Below are 21,825 nucleotides of genomic sequence, written 5' to 3'. Positions count from 1 at the left end.
TGAGCGCAAAACCCTACAGGTTCTTTTGCAGTTGCTCGCGCAGCTCCAGCAATTCGGTCTGCAACTGCTGCAGCCGCTCGAGGCTGCGCCCGCTCGCGGCCTGGATGCAGGGCGGAACCCGCCGGGCCTCTTCCTGCAACGCGCGCCCTTGTTCCGTCAGTTCAACCAGCACCACGCGCTCATCCTCACGGCTGCGGGTGCGGTTGAGCAGGCCTTCGGCCTCAAGGCGCTTGAGCAGCGGCGTCAGGGAGCCGGGATCGGTGAGCAGCCGGTGGCTGATCTCGCCCACGGTGAGGCCGTCCTGTTCCCACAGCACCAGCATGGCCAGGTACTGCGGGTAGGTCAGGCCAAGGGCTTGCAGCAGCGGCTTGTAGACCTTGGTCATCAGCAGTGAGGTGGAGTGCAGGGCAAAGCAGACCTGATTGTCCAGCAGCAGCTCGTCACTAGGGGCTCGGGTGTCGGCGTTCATGCAGGTCCTTGGAATCTGGATGGAGGAAGATCTGAAACCGCTCTTGAGGAATTCGAGCAGCAATCGGCCGCGAGAGTTCGTTTCAAGTTCAAGACGTGGCACGTGGATGCCAGTAGCATGCGCGCATTGAATGAGCAGATGAGGCACGGATGATCGAGTGGTTGATGTATATCGGGTTGGGCGCTGTGCTGGGCACGGTGGGCGGCCTGTTTGGTATTGGTGGTGGATTGATCGCGATTCCGGCGCTTGGCGTGCTGTTCGGGCTCGACCAGCAGCTGGCCCAGGGCACCGCGCTGGTCATGGTGGTTCCGAACGTGTTGCTGGCGCTGTGGCGCTATCACCAGCGCAACCGCATCGAGCTGCGCCATGCGCTGCCGTTGGCGCTGTGCAGTTTTGTATTTGCCTGGTTCGGCTCGATCTGGGCGGTGGGTCTCGATGCGCATGCGATGCGCATGGGGTTCGTGGCCTTCCTGGTGGCGCTCGCCCTGTGGAACGTGGCGCGCATGTTCATGCGCCATACTGCGGCCAGCCCCGAGCTGCGTCATGGATGGCCATGGCTGGCCCTGCTCGGGAGCGTCTCGGGGTCGTTGGGCGGGTTGTTCGGGGTGGGCGGCGCAGTGGTCGCCACACCGGTGCTGACCAGCGTGTTCGGCACTACGCAAGTGGTGGCGCAAGGATTGTCCCTGGCCCTGGCCGCGCCAAGCACCACGGTCACGTTGCTGACCTATGGCTGGCACCATACGGTGGACTGGCACATGGGAGTGCCACTCGCGGTCGGTGGCCTGCTGAGCATCAGCTGGGGCGTGAAGATGGCCCATGCGCTGCCCGAGAAAGTGCTGCGCACTCTGTTCTGCGGGTTCCTGGTCATCTGCGCGATCATGCTGGCCTGCGAGCTCTAGGTTGCGAACCCCTCGATGATGTAGTCCGCCATGCAGTCGGTGATCGGCGACTGGGTGTGCGGGTTGCGCAGCAGCATCACGTTGGCCAGCGGCAGCTGCGGCAGGCCTTCGTGGTCACCTATCACGCGCAGGTTGCCGCCGATCAGGCTCTGCAGTTGAGCCGTCACCGCAAGGCCTGCGCTGACGATCGCGAAGATCGCCGCCAGGCTGGGGCTGGTATAGGCCAGGCGGTACTCGACGTCGTGGGTCTCCAGTGCGTTGCACGCCCAGCTACGGCAAAAACAATCGGTGTTGAACATCGCCAGTGGCATGGGGCGCTGGTCCTGCGGGCAGAAGCCCTGGGCGGCGGCCCACACCAGGCGCTCCTGGCGCAGCAGCTGGCCCAGCTCGGAGCCGGGCTCGCGGGTGACGATGGTCAGGTCCAGGTCCTGGCGCATCAGCAGTTGCTTGGACGGTTCGCAATGCACCTCCACCTGGATCAGCGGGTAAGCCTGGGCGAAGCTGGACAGGATGCCCGGCAGGAAGCGCATGGCATAGTCGTCGGGCGTGCCGATGCGCACCAGGCCCACCATGTGCGGCATGCGCAAGGTGTTGAACACCTCGCCTTGCAGCTTGAGGATGCGCCGCGCGTAGCCGAGCAGCACCTGGCCCTCGGCGGTCAACCGCATCTGCCGGCCCTCTCGCTCGAACAGCTGGCGCTGCAGGATATCCTCCTCCAGCCGCTTCATCTGCATGCTCACGGCCGACTGCGTACGGTTGACGACCTCCCCGGCGCGGGTGAAGCCGCCTTGCTCGGCGATCGCCACAAAGGTGCGCAGCACATCTGAATCGAGGCTCTGGGACTGAGACATTGCATCAATCTCCTAGATGCAAGGCATAAGAAACATTCGTTGGATTGATCTTAAGCCCGGCGGGACACTGACGCCATCCACTACGGAGGGCTTCAAGATGAAAGGTAATAGCAGCTTGAGTGTGTATCTGAAACGGCCGGCACGCTGGGTCGAGTTGTATCGCCAGCGCCGTCAGCTGGCGAGCCTGAGTGACGCGGCGCTCGCGGATCTCGGATTGAGCCGGGCGGACACCCTGCAAGAGGTGGAGCGCCCGTTCTGGGATGACCCGCTGGCGAGGTAGTCGCTGCTGATGCTGCGCAAAGCGGCTTGGCTCCTGCTGTGTTCGAACCGGCCTCTTCGCTGGCTTGCCAGCGAAGAGGCCGGTCCTGCTGGAATCACCCTACCGGCGTACCTGCTTCAACGTCTCGGCGATCATGAACGCCAGCTCCAGGGACTGGTCGGCGTTCATGCGCGGGTCGCAATGGGTGTGGTACCGGTCCGACAGGGCATCCTCGGTGATCGGCCGGGCTCCGCCGATGCATTCGGTGACGTTCTGCCCGGTCATCTCGATATGGATGCCGCCGGCATAGCTGCCTTCGGCCTGGTGCACCTGGAAGAACTGCTTCACTTCGCTGAGGATCTGCGCGAAATCCCGGGTCTTGTATCCGCTGCTGGCCTTGATGGTGTTGCCGTGCATCGGGTCGGAGCTCCACAGCACCTGGCGTCCCTCACGTTCGACCGTGCGGATCAATCCCGGCAGGTGATCGCCGACCTTGCCCGCGCCCATGCGCACGATCAGGTTGAGGCGGCCTGGGTCGTTGTCCGGGTTGAGGCGATCGATCAGGCGGATCAGCTCCTCGGGGTTCATGCTTGGACCGACCTTGAGGCCGATCGGATTGTGCACGCCCCGCAGGAACTCGACATGCGCGCCGTCGAGCTGGCGGGTACGGTCACCGATCCACAGCATGTGCGCCGAGCAGTCATAGTAGTCGCCGGTCAGGCTGTCACTGCGCACGAAGGCTTCTTCATAGTTGAGCAGCAATGCTTCATGGGCGGTGAAGAAGCTGGTCTCGCGCAGTTGCGGCGAGCTGTCCATGCCGCAGGCGCGCATGAACGCCAGGGTCTCATCGATACGGTCGGCCAGCTGATGGTACTTGTCGGCCAGGGCCGAGTTGGCGATGAAGTCCAGGTTCCACTTGTGTACCTGGTGCAGGTCGGCAAACCCGCCTTGGGCGAATGCGCGCAGCAGGTTGAGGCTGGCGGTGGCCTGGTGGTAGGCCTGCAGCAGGCGCTCGGGGTCGGGCACGCGGCTCTTTTCGTCGAAGCCGATGCCGTTGACGATATCGCCACGGTAGGCCGGCAGGGTCACGCCATCGAGCGTTTCGTCGTTTGCCGAGCGCGGCTTAGCGAACTGTCCGGCCATGCGGCCGACCTTGACCACCGGGCAGCCCGCGGCGAAGGTCATGACAATCGCCATCTGCAGCAGCACCTTGAAGGTGTCGCGGATCTTCGCGGCGGAGAACTCGGCGAAGCTCTCCGCGCAGTCCCCACCCTGCAGCAGGAACGCCCGGCCCTGGGTGACCTCGGAAAACTGGCGGCGCAGCTCGCGGGCTTCACCTGCGAACACCAGCGGCGGGTAGCCCGCCAGGGTCTGCTCCACCTTGAGCAGATGCGCGGCGTCTGGGTAGGTCGGTTGCTGCTGGATCGGCAGGGCGCGCCAGCTGTCAGGAGTCCAGGGTTGGTTCATCACAGGCTCGGTCTTGTAGGAATGGGGCGTGAAGCCATGTTAACAGCTGCCAGCGCGCTTGTTGCACCGGCGGGCTTGGCGGACAATACGCGTCTTTGCCTGGACGGCAGGGGCTTGGAACATATGGCGGGTGAACGGGAAGAGCGGCTGCTGGCCCAGGTGCAGGATGCGTGGGGCACCATCAGTGTGCTGGAGGTCGAGGACTACCGGTTTCTCGAGTTTGGCGAGGCGATCGAGCAGAGCTGTGTATTCACCGCCGACCCGAGCTGGCTGGAGTACGACTATACCCGCGCCATGCTGGTCGGCGCACTGTGCCACGAGCAGCCTGAGAGCGCGCTGTTCCTGGGCTTGGGCGCCGGTACCCTGACCCAGGCCTGCCTGAAGTTCCTGCCGCTCGATGACGTCGAGGCCATCGAGCTGCGTCCCGACGTGCCGCGCCTGGCCATGGAGTACCTGGGGCTCGATGACGACCCCAGGCTGTACATCCGTGTCGGCGATGCCCTTGAGCTGCTACCCAGCGCCGAGACCGCCGACCTGATCTTCGTCGACCTTTATACCGACCACGGGCCGGGCGTGGGTCATCTGGCCTGGGGGTTCCTGGAAGACTGCCAGCGCAAGCTCAATCCCGGCGGTTGGCTGGTGATCAACCAGTGGGCGGGAGAAGACGGCAAGCCGCTGGGCGCTGCGTTGTTGCGCGGGCTGTATCACCGTCATTACTGGGAGCTGCCGGTGAAGGAGGGCAACGTGATCGTGATCGTGCCGGCCGACCTGGAGCAGGGGCTGGACCTGGAGGGGCTGCGGGGCAGGGCCGGGGCACTGGCGGCCAGGTTGGGGTATTCGCTGGAATCCCTGATCAGTGAGGTCCGGGCGGCGACCTGAGCGGACACCGCCGGTCTCGAAGTAAACCGTTTCAGCCAGCCGAAATATTTCTAACCGTTCGCTCCAATTTCGGATATAGTACGCGCCGGTCTTTTAGCGGACCTTCAATTCAGGTGGTGCAAATCCTCTGATCAGCCTCGGCTGCGCGTCCGCTAGGCGGACCGTCCCAAGACGTTCCCATTTTCAATCGTTTTCGCAAATCCCCGCCGCCAAAGCTGCCTGGGTGACCTTCGGGTCTTTCAAGGCATGTGCAGTTTTGGAGCATGGGTCTTTGCGGATGCACCTAGAGGCAGACCCATGACCCAGGAAACCGGCGGATTCGCCGCTCTCGATCTCCATCCGAGCATTGTTGCCGCTGTAGTAGCAACTGGCTACGAAGAGCCATCGGCCATTCAGCATCAGTCGATCCCGATCATCCTCGCCGGTCATGACATGATCGGCCAGGCGCAGACTGGCACCGGTAAAACCGCTGCCTTCGCACTGCCGATCCTCAGCCGTATCGACACGAGCAAGCGCGAACCGCAAGCCCTGATCCTTGCGCCAACCCGTGAGTTGGCGCTGCAAGTAGCCACCGCTTTCGAAACCTACGCCAAGCAGATGCCGGGCGTTAACGTGGTGGCCGTGTATGGTGGTGCCCCGATGGGCCCACAACTCAAAGCAATCCGCAACGGCGCGCAAATCGTCGTGGCCACTCCAGGCCGTCTCTGCGACCACCTGCGTCGTGACGAGAAAGTCCTGTCGACCATCAAGCACCTGGTGCTCGACGAAGCCGACGAAATGCTCAAGCTGGGCTTCATGGACGACCTCGAAGTCATCTTCAAGGCCATCCCGGAAACCCGCCAGACCGTGCTGTTCTCGGCCACTCTGCCGTCTTCGATCCGCAGCATCGCCGAACGTCACCTGCGTGACCCGAAGCATGTCAAGATCCAGACCAAGACCCAGACCGTGACCGCGATCGACCAGGCTCACCTGATGGTCCACGCCGACCAGAAGATCCCGGCCGTGCTGCGCCTGCTGGAAGTCGAAGAGTTCGACGCGCTGATCGCCTTCGTGCGTACCAAGCAAGCCACCCTGGACCTCGCCAGCGCGCTGGAAGCCAAGGGCTACAAGGCTGCCGCGCTGAACGGCGACATCGCCCAGAACCAGCGTGAGCGCGTTATCGAGTCGCTCAAGGATGGCCGCCTGGACATCGTCGTCGCTACCGACGTCGCTGCCCGTGGCCTGGACGTACCGCGCATCACTCACGTGTTCAACGTTGACATGCCGTACGACCCGGAGTCCTACGTGCACCGTATCGGCCGTACTGGCCGTGCCGGTCGCGAAGGCCGCGCGCTGCTGCTGGTCACCCCGCGTGAGCGCCGCATGCTGCAGGTCATCGAGCGTGTAACCGGTCAGAAGGTTGCCGAAGCCCGTCTGCCGAACGCCCAGGCCGTACTGGATGCCCGCATCAAGAAGCTGACCTCGAGCCTCGCGCCGCTGGTGGCCGATGCCGAAGCCAGCCATGGCGACCTGCTCGACCGTCTGACCGCTGACCTGGGCTGCAGCCCACGCGCCCTGGCCTCGGCCCTGCTGCGCAAGGCCACCAACGGTCAGGCGCTCAGCCTGGCAGCCGTCGAAGGCGAGCAGCCACTGGTTCCGACCCACTCGCCGCGTGAGCGTACCGCTACCGGTACTGGTGAGCGCAGCGACCGTGGTGACCGTGGCGAGCGCGAGCGTCGTGCGCCAATGCCGCTGGGCGAAGGCCGTGCGCGTTGCCGTACTGCCCTGGGTGCCCGTGACGGTATCGCCGCCAAGAACCTTCTGGGCGCGATCCTCAACGAAGGTGGCCTGGCCCGCGAAGCCATCGGCCGCATCCAGGTGCGTGACAGCTTCAGCCTGATCGAGCTGCCAGAAGACGGCCTCGAGCGTCTGCTGACCAAGCTCAAGGACACCCGCGTTGCAGGCAAGCAGCTCAAGCTGCGCCGGTATCGCGAGGACTGATCCTCGCTGAATGAAAAAATCCCCGACATGTTCGGGGATTTTTTTTGGTTTGCGGTTGGACCTTTGTGGGATCGGCCTCGTGCCGGGACGCCGGACCTAGAGGGGGCCCGCTGCGCCGGGCGCCCGGTCCAATCCCCCGCGCGGTTCTTGTAGGAGCGGCCTCGTGTCGCGAAACGAGGGCGAAGCCCTCGCCGTACGCGGGTATTCCGGGTTGTGCGGTTGCGGAGGGGGCGCGGTGTCGAGCCTGTGATTGCTGTGTTGGTCTTGCGATCCTGGGGCCGCTTTGCGGCCCTTTCGCGCGGTCCGGCGTCCCGGCACGAGGCCGCTCCTACAGGGGATCGAACCTGTAGATGTCCATGCCCAAGGCGCCCAGGGTGAAACCTTGGTGCACGATGCCGAATCGTTCCCCCGCGCCCAGCGCGAAGAACAGCGGCAACAGGTGCTCGTCGCTGGGATGGTTGCGCGCCGCGAACGGCGCCTGCCGGCGATAGTCGAGCAGGGCGCTGCGATCACCAGCCTTCAGCCTGTCCACTATCCAATCCCGAAACGCCAGCGCCCACGGCTCGATGGTCTCCGGGCCGGCATGCCAGTCCAGCTCGCCAAGGTTGTGGGTAATGCTGCCAGACCCTATCAGCAGGATGTCTTCCCCGCACAACCGGGCCAGCGCCTCGCCAACCCGCACCTGTAGAGCCGGCCCTAGCTGGCTGGGCATCGATACCTGGATCACCGGGATATCCGCCTGGGGATACATCAGCGACAACGGTACCCAGCTGCCATGGTCGAAAGGCCGCTGGGAGTCCAGCCGTGCCGGCAGGCCTGCAGCCGTCAGCAGATCGCGAACCCGTATCGCCAACTCGGGCTCGCCGGGGGCGGGGTACTGCACCGCATAGAGCGCCGCAGGAAATCCGCCGAAGTCGTGCCAGGTTTCAGGCTGGGGGTGGCTGGTCACCAGCAGGTCCCGGCTTTCCCAGTGTGCGGACACCACCACGATAGCCTTGGGCCGCGCCAATGACTGGGCCAGCGCCGCTAGCGCAGGCCCACTCGCCCCGGGCTGAAGGGCAAGCATGGGGGAACCATGGGAAATGAACAGGCTGGGCAGCATGGCAGTGTCCTGAGGGTTAAGATGAAACTATCTTCAAGCAGGTGCAGCATCGAGATCCAATATAAATCTTGCAGCCTTTCAATCGAATTTTCAGGAGCGATCCATGGAGCCAGCATTCTGGTACAAACGGTGGGAAGACAACCAGATCGGTTTTCACCAACCCCAGGTGAACGCCTATCTGCACAATCACTGGCCGTCATTGGGCCTGGCGCCGGGCAGCCGGGTGCTGGTGCCGTTGTGTGGCAAGAGCCTGGACATGCTGTGGCTTGCGGCGCAGGGGTACCGCGTCCTGGGGGTGGAGATTTCCGAAAAGGCCGTGCTGGATTTCTTCCACGAGCAAGGCCTGGAGGCCGACGTGCTCGAGCAGGGTGGTTTCACCCGGTGGCGCACCGCCGAGATCGAGGTATGGCAGGGGGATTTCTTCGAGCTTCGGGCCGAGGACGTCGCCGATTGCGTCGCCGTCTATGACAGGGCAGCCCTGATCGCCTTGCCACCGCCCATGCGCGAGCGCTACGTGCAGCATCTCGGCCAGATCCTGCCGGCAGCCTGCGATCTGCTTCTGGTGACCCTGGATTACGACCAGGTGCATCTCGACGGCCCGCCGTTCGCGGTGACCGATGACGAGGTGCAGCGACTGTTCGAGGGTTGGCGGGTAGGGCAGGTGCAGGCCTGCGATATCCTTGAGGACAGTCCCAAGTTCGTCCAGGCGGGCGTGCCCAGCCTGTTCGAGCGGGTGTACCGCATCCAGCGCTGAGCCCGCTCCTGCAGGGCGCATGAAAAAGGGCGACCGAAGTCGCCCTTTTTCATGCATGGCCTGGATCAGCCGCGGCGGCGCAGTGCGTCGATTCGATCTTCGAGCGGCGGGTGGCTCATCAGCAGGCCGGCGAGGCCCTGCTTGAGACCGCCATTGATGCCGAAGGCCTTCATGGTATCGGGCATGTGCACCGGCAGGCCCTGCTCCGAGCGCAGGCGCTGCAGGGCCCCGATCATCGCGTTGGTACCGGCCAGGCGGGCACCCGCTTCGTCGGCGCGGTATTCACGACGGCGCGAGAACCACATGACGATCACGCTGGCGAGGATGCCCAGCACCAGCTCGGCGACGATGGTGGCGACGAAGAAGGCGATGCCGCGGCCTTCTTCGTTCTTGAAGATCACCTTGTCGACGAAGTTGCCGATGATGCGGGCGAAGAACATCACGAAGGTGTTCACCACGCCCTGCACCAGCGCCAGGGTGACCATGTCGCCGTTGGCCACGTGGCCGATCTCGTGGGCCAGCACTGCACGGACTTCATCGGGCGAGAAGCGCTCGAGCAGGCCTTGGCTGACCGCGACCAGCGCGTCGTTACGGTTCCAGCCGGTGGCGAAGGCGTTGGCCTCGTAGGCCGGGAAGATACCCACTTCGGGCATCTTGATGCCGGCTTCGCGGGACAGCTCTTCCACGGTCTGCAGCAGCCACTGCTCGTGGCGGGTGCGAGGTTGGGTGATGACCTGCGTGCCGGTGCTCATCTTCGCCATCCACTTAGAGATGAACAGCGAAATCAACGAGCCTGCGAAACCGAACACAGCGCAGAAGACCAGCAGTTGACCGAGGTCGAGGTCGACCCCGTTGGCCGCCATGAACCCGTTGAAGCCAAACAGGCTCAGGGTGATGCTGGCAATCAGCACGACCGCCAGGTTGGTGGCGACGAACAGTAAGATGCGCATCATGGTTGTTACGTTCTCCTGACGGATGAAATTGTTGCGTAGTGCCGGGTATATAAGGCGGGCCAGTTGCTGATTCAACCGGCCGACTATTTCAAACTGTGTACCGCGGAGTATGACAGAGGATCGGAACCGGTCCGTGGGATAGAGCATTGCAGGATGTAAGAAGGTGTACCGGGGCAGGGCCGCGCAGCAACCCGCTGTTACTGCTGGTAAGTCCGCAGGAAACTCCCGATCCGCCCGATCGCCTGCTCCAGGTCATCCACCCGCGGCAACGTCACCACGCGGAAGTGATCCGGCCAAGGCCAGTTGAACGCCGTGCCTTGCACTACCAGCAACCGCTCGGACAGCAGCAGGTCGAGCACGAACTTCTCGTCGTTGTGGATCGGGCAGACCTTGGGGTCGATCTTCGGAAACGCATACAGTGCGCCCATCGGCTTGACGCAGCTCACCCCGGGGATGTCGTTGAGCAGCTCCCAGGTGCGGTTGCGCTGCTCCAGCAGGCGGCCAGGCGGCAGCACCAGGTCGTTGATGCTCTGGTAGCCGCCCAGGGCGGTCTGGATGGCATGCTGGGCCGGCACGTTGGCGCACAGGCGCATGTTGGCCAGCATGTCGATGCCTTCGATGTAGCTCTGGGCATGTTGCTTGGGCCCGGAGATGATCAGCCAGCCCGAACGGAAGCCCGCCACGCGGTACGACTTGGACAGGCCGTTGAAGGTCAGGCAGAGCAGGTCGGGGGCCAGGGCGGCGGTGCTGATGTGCACGGCTTCGTCATAGAGGATCTTGTCGTAGATCTCGTCCGAGAACACCACCAGGTTGTGCTGGCGGGCCAGCTCCAGCATGCCCAGCAGCAGCTCGCGTGAGTACACGGCGCCGGTGGGGTTGTTGGGGTTGATGATCACCAGGGCTTTGGTGCTGGAGGTGATCTTGGACTTGATGTCGTCCAGGTCAGGGAACCAGTCGGCCTGCTCGTCGCACAGGTAGTGCACCGGCTTGCCGCCCGCCAGGCTCACCGCAGCGGTCCACAGAGGATAATCGGGTGCCGGGATCAGCACTTCGTCGCCATTGTTGAGCAGGGCCTGCATCGACATCACGATCAGTTCGGACACGCCGTTGCCCAGGTAGATGTCCTCGATGCTGACACCTTCGATCTGCTTTTGCTGGCAGTACTGCATAACCGCCTTGCGCGCGCTGAACAGGCCCTTGGAGTCGCTGTAGCCCTGGGCGGTCGGCAGGTTGCGGATCACGTCCTGGAGGATTTCCTCCGGCGCCTCGAAGCCAAACGGCGCCGGGTTGCCGATGTTCAGCTTGAGGATGCGGTGGCCTTCCTCTTCCAGACGCTTGGCGTGCTTGAGCACTGGGCCACGAATGTCGTAGCAGACATTGGCGAGCTTGTTCGATTTGCTGAACTGCATGATGTGATCCCGGTTGGAGAAGTCGCCGCGCGTTGCTGTCAAAGGGTTTGAAAAACGTGGGGCGCGGGTGCCAGACTGATGTCTGAGATAGAGGCGCAATAATATACGTGCCGCCCGCGCTAGACAAAAGCCAGAGCGCGGGGTTTTTAGCCTGCCGAGGTACAGTCATGGAAAAGCTCGAAAAAACCCTGGAAGAATGGCGCGAGATGCTCGATCCCGCCCAGTACCAGGTGTGCCGCCTCAAGGGCACCGAACGGCCGTTCAGCGGCAAGTACAACAGCGAGCGCCGTGAGGGCGTGTACACCTGCATCTGTTGCACCGAGCCGCTGTTCGATTCGAGCACCAAGTTCGACTCGGGTTGCGGCTGGCCCAGCTTCTATGCGCCGATCGAGGAGCGCGCGATGGTCGAGATACGCGACATTTCCCACGGCATGATCCGTACCGAGGTGACCTGCGCCCGCTGTGACGCGCACCTGGGCCATGTATTTCCCGACGGACCGCCGCCTACCGGCCTGCGCTACTGCATCAACTCGGTGTGCCTGGACTTCCAGCCGCGCGACTGACCTGGAGAGCTTTGATGGCCGATGCATTGCTGAACATTCCCTGTGTCACCCTGGGCGGTGAGCACAAGGTACTGGGCGATTTCCCGGGCAAGGCACTGCTGGTGGTCAATACCGCCAGCCAGTGTGGTTTCACCCCGCAATACAAGGGCCTCGAGCAGTTGTGGCAGCGCTACCGCGAGCGCGGGCTGGTGGTCCTGGGCTTTCCCTGCAACCAGTTTGGCAAACAGGAACCGGGCGACGCGCGCGAGATCGCGCAGTTCTGCGAAGCCAATTTCGGGGTCAGTTTCCCGATGTTTCGCAAGATCGAAGTGAATGGCTCACTGGCCCATCCGCTGTTCAACGAGTTGAAGAAGCGTGCGCCCGGGCTGTTTGGTACCGAACGGGTCAAGTGGAACTTCACCAAGTTCCTGATCGACCCGGCCAGCGGCCAGGTCCACCGCTATGCCCCCAGCACCAAGCCGCAGGCGTTGGTCGACTCGATCGAGCAGTTGCTCAGCCGCTGACCGGCGGTGCCCAGTGATCAAGCAGCGCCAGCAGCTCTTCGCGGCGGAACGGCTTGGCCAGGTAGTCGTCCATGCCGGCCGCGCGGCAGCGCTCGCGCTCTTCGGGCATGGCGTTGGCAGTGAGCGCGACGATGGGCAATTCCAGCCAGCGGCCATCCCTGCGGATGCGCCGGCTGGCCTCGTAGCCATCCATCACCGGCATGTTGCAGTCCATCAGCACCAGGTCGAAGGCTTGCCCCTCCAGCAGGGACAAGGCTTCGGCGCCTTGCACGGCGATTTCGACCTCGCAGCCCAGCTTGGCCAGCATGCCCTTGGCCACCATCTGGTTGACCGGGTTGTCCTCCACCAGCAGTACGCGTGCCCGGCTCAGGCTGCCCGCCGAACCCTCGTGGGGCAACGGTGTGGCCGACTCGGCGCCCTGCAGGGTGCGGCGCAGCATCTGGTAGAAGGAACTGCGAGCCAGCGGACGGGCCAGTTGCTGGAGCGGCGCCAGCAGCGTGGCCTGGTCGACCGGGAGGAACCTGCCGTAGGCGGTCACCAGCAGAATCGGCGCGGTGAAGGCCGGACGCAGGTCCTTGAGGTAATCCAGGTCGTCGATGATCAACAGGTCAGGCTGCGTGCCGGTCAGCATGTCTGCACGGTCGACGCGCGAGTAGTCCAGGCCCCATTCCGGCAACAGCATCTGCAGCAGCTCACAGAGCCCGCTGCCGGTGCTGCCCAGCATCGCTACCCGGCCTTGCAAGGGGGGCGCCGCCACCGCTGGGGTATGCACGTTGAGGGGCAATTCGGCGGTGAAGCAGCTGCCGAAGCCGGCTTGCGAGCTGATGTGCAGCTCCCCGTGCATGGCTTTGCACAGGTTGTTGGCCAGTGCCAGGCCCAGGCCGGTACCGCCATATTGACGGGTGATACCCGCGCCGGCCTGGGTAAAGGGCTGGAAGATCCGTGCCTGGGCCTCTTGCGCAATGCCGATGCCGCTGTCCCGGACCTCAAGGCGCACGCCGCCGTTGTACATGTCCAGCCGTACATCGACCCGGCCAAAGCGGGTGAACTTGAGCGCGTTCGACAACAGGTTGCTGACAATCTGCCGCACCCGGGTCGGATCTCCCAGCAGCATGCTGGGAAAGTCCGGCCCGATCAGGCAGGTCAGCTCGGCACTGGGTGCCACGTTCTGCGACAACAGGTTGGCGGTGTTCTCGACCAGCGCGCCCATGTCGAAGGGGATGCGCTCGAGCTGGAGCTGCCCGGCGTCGAACTTGGACAGGTCCAGCACATCGTTGAGCAGCTCCACCAGCACCTTGCCCGAGTCATGGGCGATCGACAGCTGCTGGCGTTGCTCGGCGCTCAGGGGGCCATCCAGCGAAAGGGCGATCATGCCCAGCAATCCGTTGAGCGGCGTACGGATCTCGTGGCTCATGTTGGCCAGGAACGCTGCGCGTGCCTGGGCCATGTCCAGCGCACGGCGGCGCGCTTGTTCCAGTTCCAGGTTGGACTGGCTCAGGCTGCTGTTGCTCGCCTTGAGCTCCTCGGTGCGCGACGAGACAATGTTCTCCAGCTCGCTGAGATATTCATTGAGCCGGTCCTCCGCAGTGCGCCGCTGATGGATCTCGGCGGCCATGCTGACGAACTGCTGGTTGGCGACCTTCACCAGCACGCCGATCTCGTCCTGCTCGTGACCCTTGGGAAACGAGAGCCGGGTCTGCCCCGGTTCACGGGGATTGGTCTTGCTCAGTGCACGGATCACCGTGACCAGGGGCTTGGTCAGCATCATGTAGAACAGCGCCAGCAGGATCCCGGTCAGCACCAGGCTGCGGGCGAAGCCGGAGAGCAGGGTGATGCCCGCGCGCTCGATGAAACGCCCACCGAAGGCGTAGGTGTCGACGTCCAGGTACAGTGTGCCGAGGTACTGGTCCGGCAGGTGCCCAAGGTACAGGCGGTCCTGGAAGTGGCGCTCCTCACCGAACAGAAAGTCGCTGAACACCCGCCAGCGGGTCTCCTGGCGCGGGCGCCAGACGTTGGCCAGGACGGTCTTGTTGTTGTCGATCAGCCGCGCGTGGATGATCGCGGGCGAGCGCAACAGCCCGCCGGTGAGTTCCTGGGCGAGTTCGGCGTCGATGTTGTAGGCGATGCGCGAGGCCGGGTTATGGCTGATTTGCAGCAGGGCCCGCACTTCGCGGTTGATGGAGGCGTTTTCGCTGGCATAATCCATCCCGATCTGGATAAAACTGAGCAAGGTCCCCAGGATGAAGCCGACCAGCACCGTCAACCGGGCTTGCTTGTAGGACAGGCGATTGGTGAACTTGATATCCATGAGTCCCGAGCCAGTTTCACGTTCCGTGCGCTGCGCAAGCATAGCTGATCGACCTCGGCTGCTGGCACGTCCTGTCATCTGTTCAGCCTTGCCCTTGTATTTGTTTGAGGAGTTGTCGTGGACGCTCGTTTGACTGCTTTCCTGGAGCGCGCGGAATCCGTGCTCGCTCGCCTTGAACCCCTGTTGCCTGCGACACGCCAGGCCATCGACTGGCAGCAATGCCTGGCCGCGCGCTGGCAGCGTGACGGGCGCAGCGGCTACCTGATGCCGCTTGAAGTGAGCCTGGACATTCGTCTTTCAGACCTGATTGGTGTCGACCAGCAGCGTGACCAGCTGGGACGCAACACCGCGCAGTTCATCGACGGCATGCCTGCCAACCACGCCTTGCTGTGGGGTTCGCGCGGCACCGGCAAGTCGTCACTGGTGCGCGCCCTGCTGGCCGAGCACGCCGGTGCCGGCCTGCGCCTGATCGAGATCGAGCGTGATCACCTGGCTGACCTGCCGCGCGTGGTCGAGCAACTGTCGAAGCACGAGCAGCGCTTCGTGCTGTTTTGCGACGACCTGTCGTTCGAGGCCGGGGAGGGCGACTACCGGGTGCTCAAGAGCGTGCTTGACGGCTCGCTGGAGCAGGCGCCGGACAACGTGTTGCTGTACGCCACCTCCAACCGTCGCCACCTGGTGCCTGAAAAGCAGAGCGACAACGAGAACTGGAAGATGGTCGACGGCGAGCTGCACCCCAACGAGGCGGTGGAAGACAAGATCGCCCTGTCGGACCGCTTTGGCTTGTGGCTGTCGTTCTACCCGTTCTCCCAGGAGCATTTCCTGGATGTGGTCGAGCACTGGATCGGCCAGCTTGCCGATGATGCCGGGCTTGCCTGGCAGCGTGACGAAGCGCTCGACACACTCGCCGTGCGCTGGGCAACCGGCCGTGGCAACCGAAATGGCCGTTGTGCCTACCAGTTCGCCCGCTACTGGGTCGGACTGCAATTGCTGGAGCAAAAACGATGATCGATCTTAACGCCAGTGGTGCCGGCCTCGATGGCTACGACCTGCTGGCCGCGCAAGTGCAGTCGCTGTTCGCAGAGGAGCGCGACTTCATTGCCAACGCCGCGCAGTTCTCGGCCTTTATCTACCATCAGGTCGATGACCTGAACTGGGCGGGGTTTTACCTGAACCGCAATGAAGAGCTGGTGCTCGGCCCGTTCCAGGGCCAGGTAGCCTGCGTGCGCATTCCCTTCGGCCGCGGCGTGTGCGGCGCAGCGGCGGCCACCCGGCAGACCCAGCGGGTCGAGGACGTGCATGCGTTTCCCGGGCATATTGCCTGTGACAGCGCATCGAACAGCGAGCTGGTGATCCCGCTGGTAAAGGAGGGCCGGCTGATTGGCGTACTGGACCTGGACAGTCCGAAGGTAGGGCGTTTCAGCGAGGCGGACCAGGCAGGGCTGGAGAAGCTGGCAGCGATCTTCCTCGAGCTGACCCATCTCCCCTGACCCCGACGCGCCGCTCCTGCCGCCTCGATATGCCTGCCCCTGTAGGAACGGCCTTGTGCCGGGACGCCGCTCCTACAGGGGGGCGTGGGTGTGTCGGGCGTCCATCAGTCGTAGATCACTTTCTTCTTCCAGGTCTCGTTCTCGTCCGTCTTGAGCCCTTCGGTCAACTCATTCTGCTCATCCGCAGCCGGCTCCAGCTGGTCCAGCACCTGGGCATTGGCCCGGGCGAGCAGCTTCTCCATATACGCCAGCTGCTCCTGGTACACCGCAGGCTCAGGCTGCTTGCGCAAGTACTGCGCGCCGCGCTCGAAAGCCAGGCGGGCCTGCCCGGGCTCGCCTTGCTGCAACGCCTGTTGCCCGAGGTTGTTGAAGAACTCGATATGCAGCAGCACAAGGATGTGGCGTATCTCCTTCACCCACTGCTTGCTTTCGTTGTTCTGCAGGAAACCCTCCTGGGTCGCCCGGACGATCTGGTGATGCAGGGCCTCCAGCAGAAAACGCACGTCCTTGGCCTTGACCTCGGTCTGGATCGGGTTCGGCGGGTTGTTGACCGGGATCCCTTCACCCTGGCCAATCAGCCCCTCGAGCTCGGCGATGCGTGCCTTTATCTGGGCGTTGTTCTTGTCGAGCAGCAGCTGGCGCTGATTGATGTTCAGTTCAAGACGGGTCAGCAGCAACTTGAGCGCCGGGGTCATGAACTGGCCCGGGAACGTCTCGGTGATTTCGCCACAGCGGCGCAGACGGTCGCTGAGCTCCATCTTCAGCCGGGCGCGCTCCAGTTTGCCGCGCTCGACTAGATTGTTGAGGTAGCCGATCACGATCAGCAATGCGATGCCTGCGACGACGAGCAGGGTGATCAGGAGTGGGGTCACCGGTAGTGCCTCATTATGTAGTTATCCCATTGAGTGTAGTGGGTTCGCCCTGCAGCCGATAGGGCTGTCCGGCGGAACGCGAAGTCCGTCACGCTTACTCCCATGGCCCGGTGCCGGACAGGAAGTCATTGATTTCAATAAATTTATAGAAAAGTGTTGACGGCTTTTACTGGCATCCCTAGAATGCGCGCCACTTGCAGCGTAAAGCACACAGCGAAACGTTGCAGGAAGTGAAGTTGTAGTGTGTCCCCTTCGTCTAGTGGCCTAGGACACCGCCCTTTCACGGCGGTAACAGGGGTTCGAGTCCCCTAGGGGACGCCATTGCGGGAATAGCTCAGTTGGTAGAGCACGACCTTGCCAAGGTCGGGGTCGCGAGTTCGAGTCTCGTTTCCCGCTCCAGTTTACAAAGGCAACGCTCCAGGGCGAGGCTTGTAAAGAAAATCCAGGTCCAGCCGCAAGGCTTCGCTCCTGGTACGCTGAAAAGCGTCGGCTATGTCCCCTTCGTCTAGTGGCCTAGGACACCGCCCTTTCACGGCGGTAACAGGGGTTCGAGTCCCCTAGGGGACGCCATTTGCGGGAATAGCTCAGTTGGTAGAGCACGACCTTGCCAAGGTCGGGGTCGCGAGTTCGAGTCTCGTTTCCCGCTCCAGTTTTAATACTGTGGCGTTCATGCGATACAGTGGTGGTGAAGATCGTAAAGGTGCTTCACGCCGGTTAGCAGTAAAGCTTTAAATTGCGGGAATAGCTCAGTTGGTAGAGCACGACCTTGCCAAGGTCGGGGTCGCGAGTTCGAGTCTCGTTTCCCGCTCCAAACATGAAAAACGTCACTCTTTGAGTGGCGTTTTTTTTTGGATGCTCGGGGGCCGCCTGATCAAGATACTGCCTGCCGCTGATGCTGTTCAGGCAGGCCATATCTCATAGCGGGTTTCAACGTCTGATGGTGGCGAGGCTCGCGGCATAGCGCTCTTGCTGGCCTCTATTCACCTGCGCAACTGTCCTTGCAGTCTTGATGTTTTCGGTGAAATTTTTGTACATCACACTGGGCCCCCAAGTTTTCAGAGGGACCGGCGGCGGTGGCAGGGTGGGGCGAGCTGCAGCCGGTGCTGATAGCTCCACCGCTGAATCGCTGATTCTCGATGTTATGCCTGCCTGAGATGTTGCCTGGGCGGCCGCAGCTGCGATAACGCCCTTGGGCCTGAAGCTTCTTTTCGCCACCGAATGCACCCACTTGACTCCCGTGTGGGCAACCGCCGTCATCGAAATCGCCGCAGTGGCGTAGCCTAGATACTCCGCTACCTTGCCCGCTGTTTCGTCACCGCGTAACACCGCCACCCCTTGGGCAACCGTGGCGCTCACCGACAGCATGGCGACCGTGGTCGATACCGCAACCTTGGCCACAAGCGCCGTGGTTGCGACAGTGGCACCCACCAGTGCGCCGATTGCCGCTCCTGCGGTGAAGATCGCGCCGAGCGCGAACACCACACCAATGCCAAGATAGATCCATGGCATAGCCCCGGATCCTCCCCCTTTGCCGAGCCCGGCGGTCAGGTCCTCATCCGGTCGGCGCAGCCGCCCGCTCCAACCAATGGCGCTGTGCCCGGTCGGGTCGCGGAAGGTAATCGGGTTGCCCAGGCAGTAGCCGTAGCAGTTTACGCCACCGTTGCCGAATGGGCTGAGCGAATCGGGGCTGTGAAAACGCATGAGCGCCGGGTTATAGGCACGGTAGCCACGGCCAAGCAGGTACCAGCCGCTGGCAGGATCGATGACTTCGCCGTTGAGCCCTAGTCCACTGCTCAGCATCGAATCAGCTGCGCGCTCGCCGAAGGCGCAGTAGCTCACGTCGCGCAGCACGCCTTGCTTGCTCTCGGCGATCACGCTACGGCTGGCATTGGCTTGTAACAGCAAAGCAAAGCTCTTGTCGCCTGTTTGTTGCTGGGCGGTGGGCTGGTCACCATCGTACAGATACTGGGTACGCAGCGTACCGCGGATGGCCAGGCTCAAGCGGTCACCGTCGTAGAACATCAGGGTCTCGTCTTCTGTCCCCTGGCGCGCACCAAACAGCTGGCCATGGCCATCATACTGATACTGGCCTGTCGTCTGCCCTGAACTGTCCTCGACCCGAAGCAAGCGGCCCTGGCTGTCATAGCGCAGGCGGCGGCCATGTTCATCGTTGAGCAGGTTGCCGTTGGCGTCGTAGGTGAATGCCGGGTTGGCCGTGGTCCTGGCCGGGTTGTAGGCGATGCTGCGCAACTGGCACGGATCGTCTGCCCCAGCGTAGGTGAAGCTCGCCACCTCGTTGGGATGATCGGCGAACTGGGTGATGGTGCGGGTGATGTTGTCATAGGCGTCGAAAGAGAAACGCTGGTAGGTGATGGCGCGGCCGAGCGCGTCCTTGGGCAGTTGCGGGCCCGAGCAGGCATGGGTGAACAGGCGCCCTCGCTTGTCGTAGGTGAAGGATTCATCGAGCAGGGTAACGCCGGCTTCGCTCAGGCAGCGGCTCTGCAGCAGACCGTCGTTGTCCCACGTCTGGTTGAGGGTGCGCTCGGGCTGGCTGTTCAAGCGCAGCGTACGTTCAGTTTCCTGGTCATGCTCGTCATACGTAAGCGCCGTCACCAGCGTACTGTCGGCGGTCAGGTCGTGGGTGGTGGTGCACGACGGACGGCCCAGCGAATCGTACTCGTGCGTGATCTTCACCTGGCCCTGCGTGGTGCATGCCAGGCGACCCTGCTTGTCGTATCCATAGGCAGTGACATTGCCAGCGTCATCCGTGCGGCTGAGCGGCCGGTCCTGCTGCGAACTCACATGCAAGGTGGTGCGGGATGCGCCGCTCGGCTCGCGCCAGTGTTCCGCGGTCAGTTGATTGGCAGCGTTGTAGTCATAGTTGCGCGTACCCTTGGCATTGGCCGTCTGGGTGAGATTGGCGGTTACCGGATCGTAGTCGAAAGTCGCCTGGTCGTCTGCAGCCAGGCTCGAGGTCGGTTGATCGGAGAGCGAGAGCTGGTAGTGGTAATCGATGACGTCGCGAGCTGGCGTGATCTTCTGGTCTGGGCGGGTCTGGCCACCATCGTAGCGATAGGTTTCGAGGCGGTTACCGGTGCGCACCTCGATCAGGCGGTCCAGGCCATCGAACACCTGGGTGCCCACTACCCGCTGAGGCTGCGCCTGGTTGTAAGGCGTCACGGTGAGGCTGACGGGCAACTCGGTGCTGCTGTGCGTGGCGTAACTGCGCTCGACCAGCGTGTCATCGGGCAGGCGACTGCTGAGCATTCGTCCCCACGCATCGTAGGTGAAGCGGGTGATATTGCGCCGCTCATCTGTCTCGCTCAGGCAGCGTCCCAAACCGTCATACTCGAAACTCCGGCTAGCCTTGAGCGAGCGGTCGGCTCTCAGACGGCGAACCTGATCAGGTTTTTCGAACAGGTTGAGCCAGATTTCCATCATGGCGCTGACCTGCGGCGCAGTGCCTGGGCTCTGCTGCCAGCTGCGCCGAACAGGACCGCGATGCTCAGGGGTGCCTAGCGGGTCCAGCCACTGGTGTTGCTCGACCCCATCGGGCCCGACGGTGCAGCACTGCTGGCCCCAGTCATCGTATTGGAGAGTGTGCGTAAGGCGCACTGGGTCGAGGTCTTGCAGCCAATCCAGGGTAGTTTCCTCGACATGCTGACCCAAGGCGTTGTAACTGTTTTCCAGGATCTGGCAGAAGCGTTGCGGGTACTCTTGCAGAACATGGTTGCGTTGCTCGGCAATGGTACGTCCCAGGCCGTCCAGGGTGGTCTGGGTGACGACCTGGCTGGCACTGGTCACTGTCTGGCTGGCTTGGTCCTGGGGCTCGGCGCACAGGCTGTACTCGTACTGGCGTACGGCCGAGTGGCGGGTATCCGGCGAGACCGTCTCGGTGACCACGCGTTGCAATCGATCGTAGGAGTAGGCGATCTCCACGTCATTCTCATCGCGCGTGAGCAGTGACAAGCCGCTCAGCAGCGAGCGCTCCTGCAGCCGCGAGCGGGTGTCTCCGGTGTAACCGGTCGTGTCTTCGGTAATCCTGAGCGCGGGCTCGGTGGTGTATTTGCCCTCGTCGAGCTTGAGATAGCTGAAGCCCACGCGGGTCTGCAGGCCGTTGAGTGTCACGCAGCGGCTGGCCAAGCGGCCGTGTGCAAGCGCGTCGTCCGGGTTGTTGACATAGCAGAACAAGGTGCACTGGCGCTCCTCTTCTGTGGCGCGGGTCGGATGTCCGAGCTGCAGAGGCGCTGGAATGACTTCCACCAGGGTCTCGCTGTCTACCGAATGCCAGGGGTTCAGGCTGGAACCGTCGAGCGCAGGCAGGCTGACGTAGCGATAGCGCTGGACGAGGACAGGCGCGGCGCCCTTGCCCGCCGGCGATGGCGTGACGGTCTTGTCCTTGAGGTGGCGGACAAAGCCTTCCGGGTCGGGCGGGCAGCCGTCGGCACCGCTGGCCGGGTACCAGGTGCTGGTTTCGGCCACACCGTTGGCCTGGGTCTGGGTCAGCAGGTTGCCGTGGGTGTCGTAGGTGCTGGCAACGGTTTCGACCCGGCTCTGGGTGGCATCGTCGAGCAACGCCCAGCGGGTGGTGACCGTGGCGGGCAGTTGGCAGTAGCTGACCTGCTGCTCGAAGGGCACGGCCGGGGTGAGGTGATAGCCGGTGGTGATGGTCTGGACGTTATTGCCCTGGGTGGTCTTTTCCTCGGTCAGCAGGTGGAACTGGTTGAAGCTTCGCTCGATGCGGCGCACCTCGCGTTCCTTGTCCGTACCGTCGATGCGTTCGGTGACCCACAGGCTTTCCACCGAGCCGTAGCCATAGTCGCCAATGTACTTGTACAGGTTGTCCAGGCCGTCATCGTCCCACTGGATCGGCAACGTATTGCCCAGGAAGTTTCTGGCATCCGGGTAGGTGTAGCGTACGTCCATGACGGGCTGGCCAAGGCCTGGGTAGGTCAGGTGCCGGGTCACCCGGGGCAGCGCGGCACGGCCGCTGGCCGTCGGGAACACGTGGCCGCCGTCGTTGTAGTGCAGGTGCTCGCTGGCGCCCGTGGGGGTCTGCACCTGTTC

The 21,825-nt window shown here is 63.3% G+C and carries 18 protein-coding genes and 5 tRNA genes; 14 read left to right on the top strand and 9 right to left on the bottom strand.

Annotated elements, in window-relative coordinates:
* Positions 1 to 13 precede the first annotated feature (13 nt).
* Entirely contained in the window at positions 14 to 469 is a 456-nt protein-coding gene (locus AC0ZZU_RS23185) for a MarR family winged helix-turn-helix transcriptional regulator (protein WP_476343654.1), read from the bottom strand.
* A 149-nt stretch (positions 470 to 618) separates the two neighbouring features.
* Between AC0ZZU_RS23185 and AC0ZZU_RS23180 the strand changes: the two genes are divergently transcribed.
* Entirely contained in the window at positions 619 to 1,368 is a 750-nt protein-coding gene (locus AC0ZZU_RS23180) for a sulfite exporter TauE/SafE family protein (protein ID WP_476343652.1), read from the top strand.
* Here AC0ZZU_RS23180 and AC0ZZU_RS23175 read toward each other — a convergent pair.
* The gene (locus tag AC0ZZU_RS23175) at positions 1,365 to 2,219 is read right to left on the bottom strand and encodes a LysR substrate-binding domain-containing protein (protein WP_476343650.1); all 855 of its coding nucleotides are present in this window, start codon (positions 2,217 to 2,219) and stop codon (positions 1,365 to 1,367) included. The genes AC0ZZU_RS23180 and AC0ZZU_RS23175 overlap by 4 nt on opposite strands.
* 97 nt (positions 2,220 to 2,316) lie before the next feature.
* Between AC0ZZU_RS23175 and AC0ZZU_RS23170 the strand changes: the two genes are divergently transcribed.
* Complete coding sequence (locus AC0ZZU_RS23170; RefSeq protein WP_476343648.1) at positions 2,317 to 2,499, top strand: DUF1127 domain-containing protein; 183 nt, start codon at positions 2,317 to 2,319, stop codon at positions 2,497 to 2,499.
* Between the two features lie 99 nt (positions 2,500 to 2,598).
* On the opposite strand, the gene AC0ZZU_RS23165 is transcribed toward AC0ZZU_RS23170, so the two are convergent.
* A complete protein-coding gene (locus tag AC0ZZU_RS23165; RefSeq protein WP_476343646.1) occupies positions 2,599 to 3,945 on the bottom strand; it encodes a class II 3-deoxy-7-phosphoheptulonate synthase in 1,347 nt (448 codons plus the stop codon).
* A gap of 123 nt (positions 3,946 to 4,068) precedes the next feature.
* Here AC0ZZU_RS23165 and AC0ZZU_RS23160 point away from each other — a divergent pair, with 123 nt between their 5' ends.
* Positions 4,069 to 4,824 carry a spermidine synthase gene (locus AC0ZZU_RS23160; protein WP_476343644.1) on the top strand — a complete coding sequence of 252 codons (756 nt, stop codon included), beginning with the start codon at positions 4,069 to 4,071 and terminating at the stop codon, positions 4,822 to 4,824.
* Positions 4,825 to 5,121: 297 nt separating this feature from the next.
* Positions 5,122 to 6,804, top strand: coding sequence for a DEAD/DEAH box helicase (locus AC0ZZU_RS23155; RefSeq protein ID WP_476343642.1), 1,683 nt, complete (start codon positions 5,122 to 5,124; stop codon positions 6,802 to 6,804).
* Between the two features lie 328 nt (positions 6,805 to 7,132).
* On the opposite strand, the gene AC0ZZU_RS23150 is transcribed toward AC0ZZU_RS23155, so the two are convergent.
* Positions 7,133 to 7,906: a DODA-type extradiol aromatic ring-opening family dioxygenase gene (locus tag AC0ZZU_RS23150; protein WP_476343640.1), complete on the bottom strand. Its 774-nt coding sequence runs from the start codon at positions 7,904 to 7,906 to the stop codon at positions 7,133 to 7,135.
* A gap of 103 nt (positions 7,907 to 8,009) precedes the next feature.
* Between AC0ZZU_RS23150 and AC0ZZU_RS23145 the strand changes: the two genes are divergently transcribed.
* The gene (locus AC0ZZU_RS23145; RefSeq protein WP_476343638.1) at positions 8,010 to 8,660 is read left to right on the top strand and encodes a thiopurine S-methyltransferase; all 651 of its coding nucleotides are present in this window, start codon (positions 8,010 to 8,012) and stop codon (positions 8,658 to 8,660) included.
* 65 nt (positions 8,661 to 8,725) lie between these two features.
* Here the strand turns inward: AC0ZZU_RS23145 and htpX are convergent, their stop codons facing one another.
* Together htpX and AC0ZZU_RS23135 are read right to left on the bottom strand one after the other, a co-directional pair.
* Positions 8,726 to 9,613, bottom strand: a complete 888-nt coding sequence (gene htpX / locus AC0ZZU_RS23140; RefSeq protein ID WP_476343636.1) for a protease HtpX — start codon at positions 9,611 to 9,613, stop codon at positions 8,726 to 8,728.
* 197 nt (positions 9,614 to 9,810) lie between these two features.
* Positions 9,811 to 11,022: a pyridoxal phosphate-dependent aminotransferase gene (locus tag AC0ZZU_RS23135; RefSeq protein WP_476343634.1), complete on the bottom strand. Its 1,212-nt coding sequence runs from the start codon at positions 11,020 to 11,022 to the stop codon at positions 9,811 to 9,813.
* A 167-nt stretch (positions 11,023 to 11,189) separates the two neighbouring features.
* Here AC0ZZU_RS23135 and msrB point away from each other — a divergent pair, with 167 nt between their 5' ends.
* The gene (gene msrB, locus AC0ZZU_RS23130; RefSeq protein WP_476343632.1) at positions 11,190 to 11,585 is read left to right on the top strand and encodes a peptide-methionine (R)-S-oxide reductase MsrB; all 396 of its coding nucleotides are present in this window, start codon (positions 11,190 to 11,192) and stop codon (positions 11,583 to 11,585) included.
* A 14-nt stretch (positions 11,586 to 11,599) separates the two neighbouring features.
* On the top strand, positions 11,600 to 12,088 hold the full coding sequence (locus AC0ZZU_RS23125) for a glutathione peroxidase (RefSeq protein WP_476343630.1): 489 nt from the start codon (positions 11,600 to 11,602) through the stop codon (positions 12,086 to 12,088).
* Here the strand turns inward: AC0ZZU_RS23125 and AC0ZZU_RS23120 are convergent.
* The gene (locus AC0ZZU_RS23120; protein WP_476343628.1) at positions 12,078 to 14,438 is read right to left on the bottom strand and encodes a hybrid sensor histidine kinase/response regulator; all 2,361 of its coding nucleotides are present in this window, start codon (positions 14,436 to 14,438) and stop codon (positions 12,078 to 12,080) included. The genes AC0ZZU_RS23125 and AC0ZZU_RS23120 overlap by 11 nt on opposite strands.
* A 75-nt stretch (positions 14,439 to 14,513) precedes the next feature.
* On the opposite strand from AC0ZZU_RS23120, the gene AC0ZZU_RS23115 reads away from it, so the two are divergent.
* Together AC0ZZU_RS23115 and AC0ZZU_RS23110 are read left to right on the top strand one after the other, a co-directional pair.
* On the top strand, positions 14,514 to 15,404 hold the full coding sequence (locus AC0ZZU_RS23115; RefSeq protein WP_476343626.1) for an ATP-binding protein: 891 nt from the start codon (positions 14,514 to 14,516) through the stop codon (positions 15,402 to 15,404).
* Positions 15,401 to 15,886, top strand: coding sequence for a GAF domain-containing protein (locus tag AC0ZZU_RS23110; RefSeq protein ID WP_476343624.1), 486 nt, complete (start codon positions 15,401 to 15,403; stop codon positions 15,884 to 15,886). Before AC0ZZU_RS23115 ends, AC0ZZU_RS23110 begins: the two co-directional genes overlap by 4 nt.
* Before the next feature lie 104 nt (positions 15,887 to 15,990).
* Here the strand turns inward: AC0ZZU_RS23110 and AC0ZZU_RS23105 are convergent, their stop codons facing one another.
* Entirely contained in the window at positions 15,991 to 16,758 is a 768-nt protein-coding gene (locus tag AC0ZZU_RS23105; RefSeq protein ID WP_476343623.1) for a hypothetical protein, read from the bottom strand.
* A gap of 245 nt (positions 16,759 to 17,003) precedes the next feature.
* On the opposite strand from AC0ZZU_RS23105, the gene AC0ZZU_RS23100 reads away from it, so the two are divergent.
* The 5 genes from AC0ZZU_RS23100 (at position 17,004) to AC0ZZU_RS23080 (ending at position 17,569) form a co-directional block, all read left to right on the top strand.
* A tRNA-Glu gene (locus tag AC0ZZU_RS23100) sits at positions 17,004 to 17,079 on the top strand.
* A gap of 2 nt (positions 17,080 to 17,081) precedes the next feature.
* Positions 17,082 to 17,157: transfer RNA gene (locus AC0ZZU_RS23095), tRNA-Gly, on the top strand.
* Positions 17,158 to 17,252: 95 nt separating this feature from the next.
* Positions 17,253 to 17,328: transfer RNA gene (locus tag AC0ZZU_RS23090), tRNA-Glu, on the top strand.
* Between the two features lie 3 nt (positions 17,329 to 17,331).
* Positions 17,332 to 17,407, top strand: a tRNA-Gly gene (locus AC0ZZU_RS23085).
* 86 nt (positions 17,408 to 17,493) lie between these two features.
* A tRNA-Gly gene (locus AC0ZZU_RS23080) sits at positions 17,494 to 17,569 on the top strand.
* A gap of 116 nt (positions 17,570 to 17,685) precedes the next feature.
* Here AC0ZZU_RS23080 and AC0ZZU_RS23075 read toward each other — a convergent pair.
* Positions 17,686 to 21,825, bottom strand: a 4,140-nt coding sequence (locus tag AC0ZZU_RS23075; protein ID WP_476343621.1) for an RHS repeat-associated core domain-containing protein, incomplete at its 5' end; no start/stop codon positions are given.

The sequence above is a fragment of the Pseudomonas sp. JE3303 genome (assembly GCF_056312565.1).
This window is presented reverse-complemented; position numbering and strand designations above follow the sequence as displayed.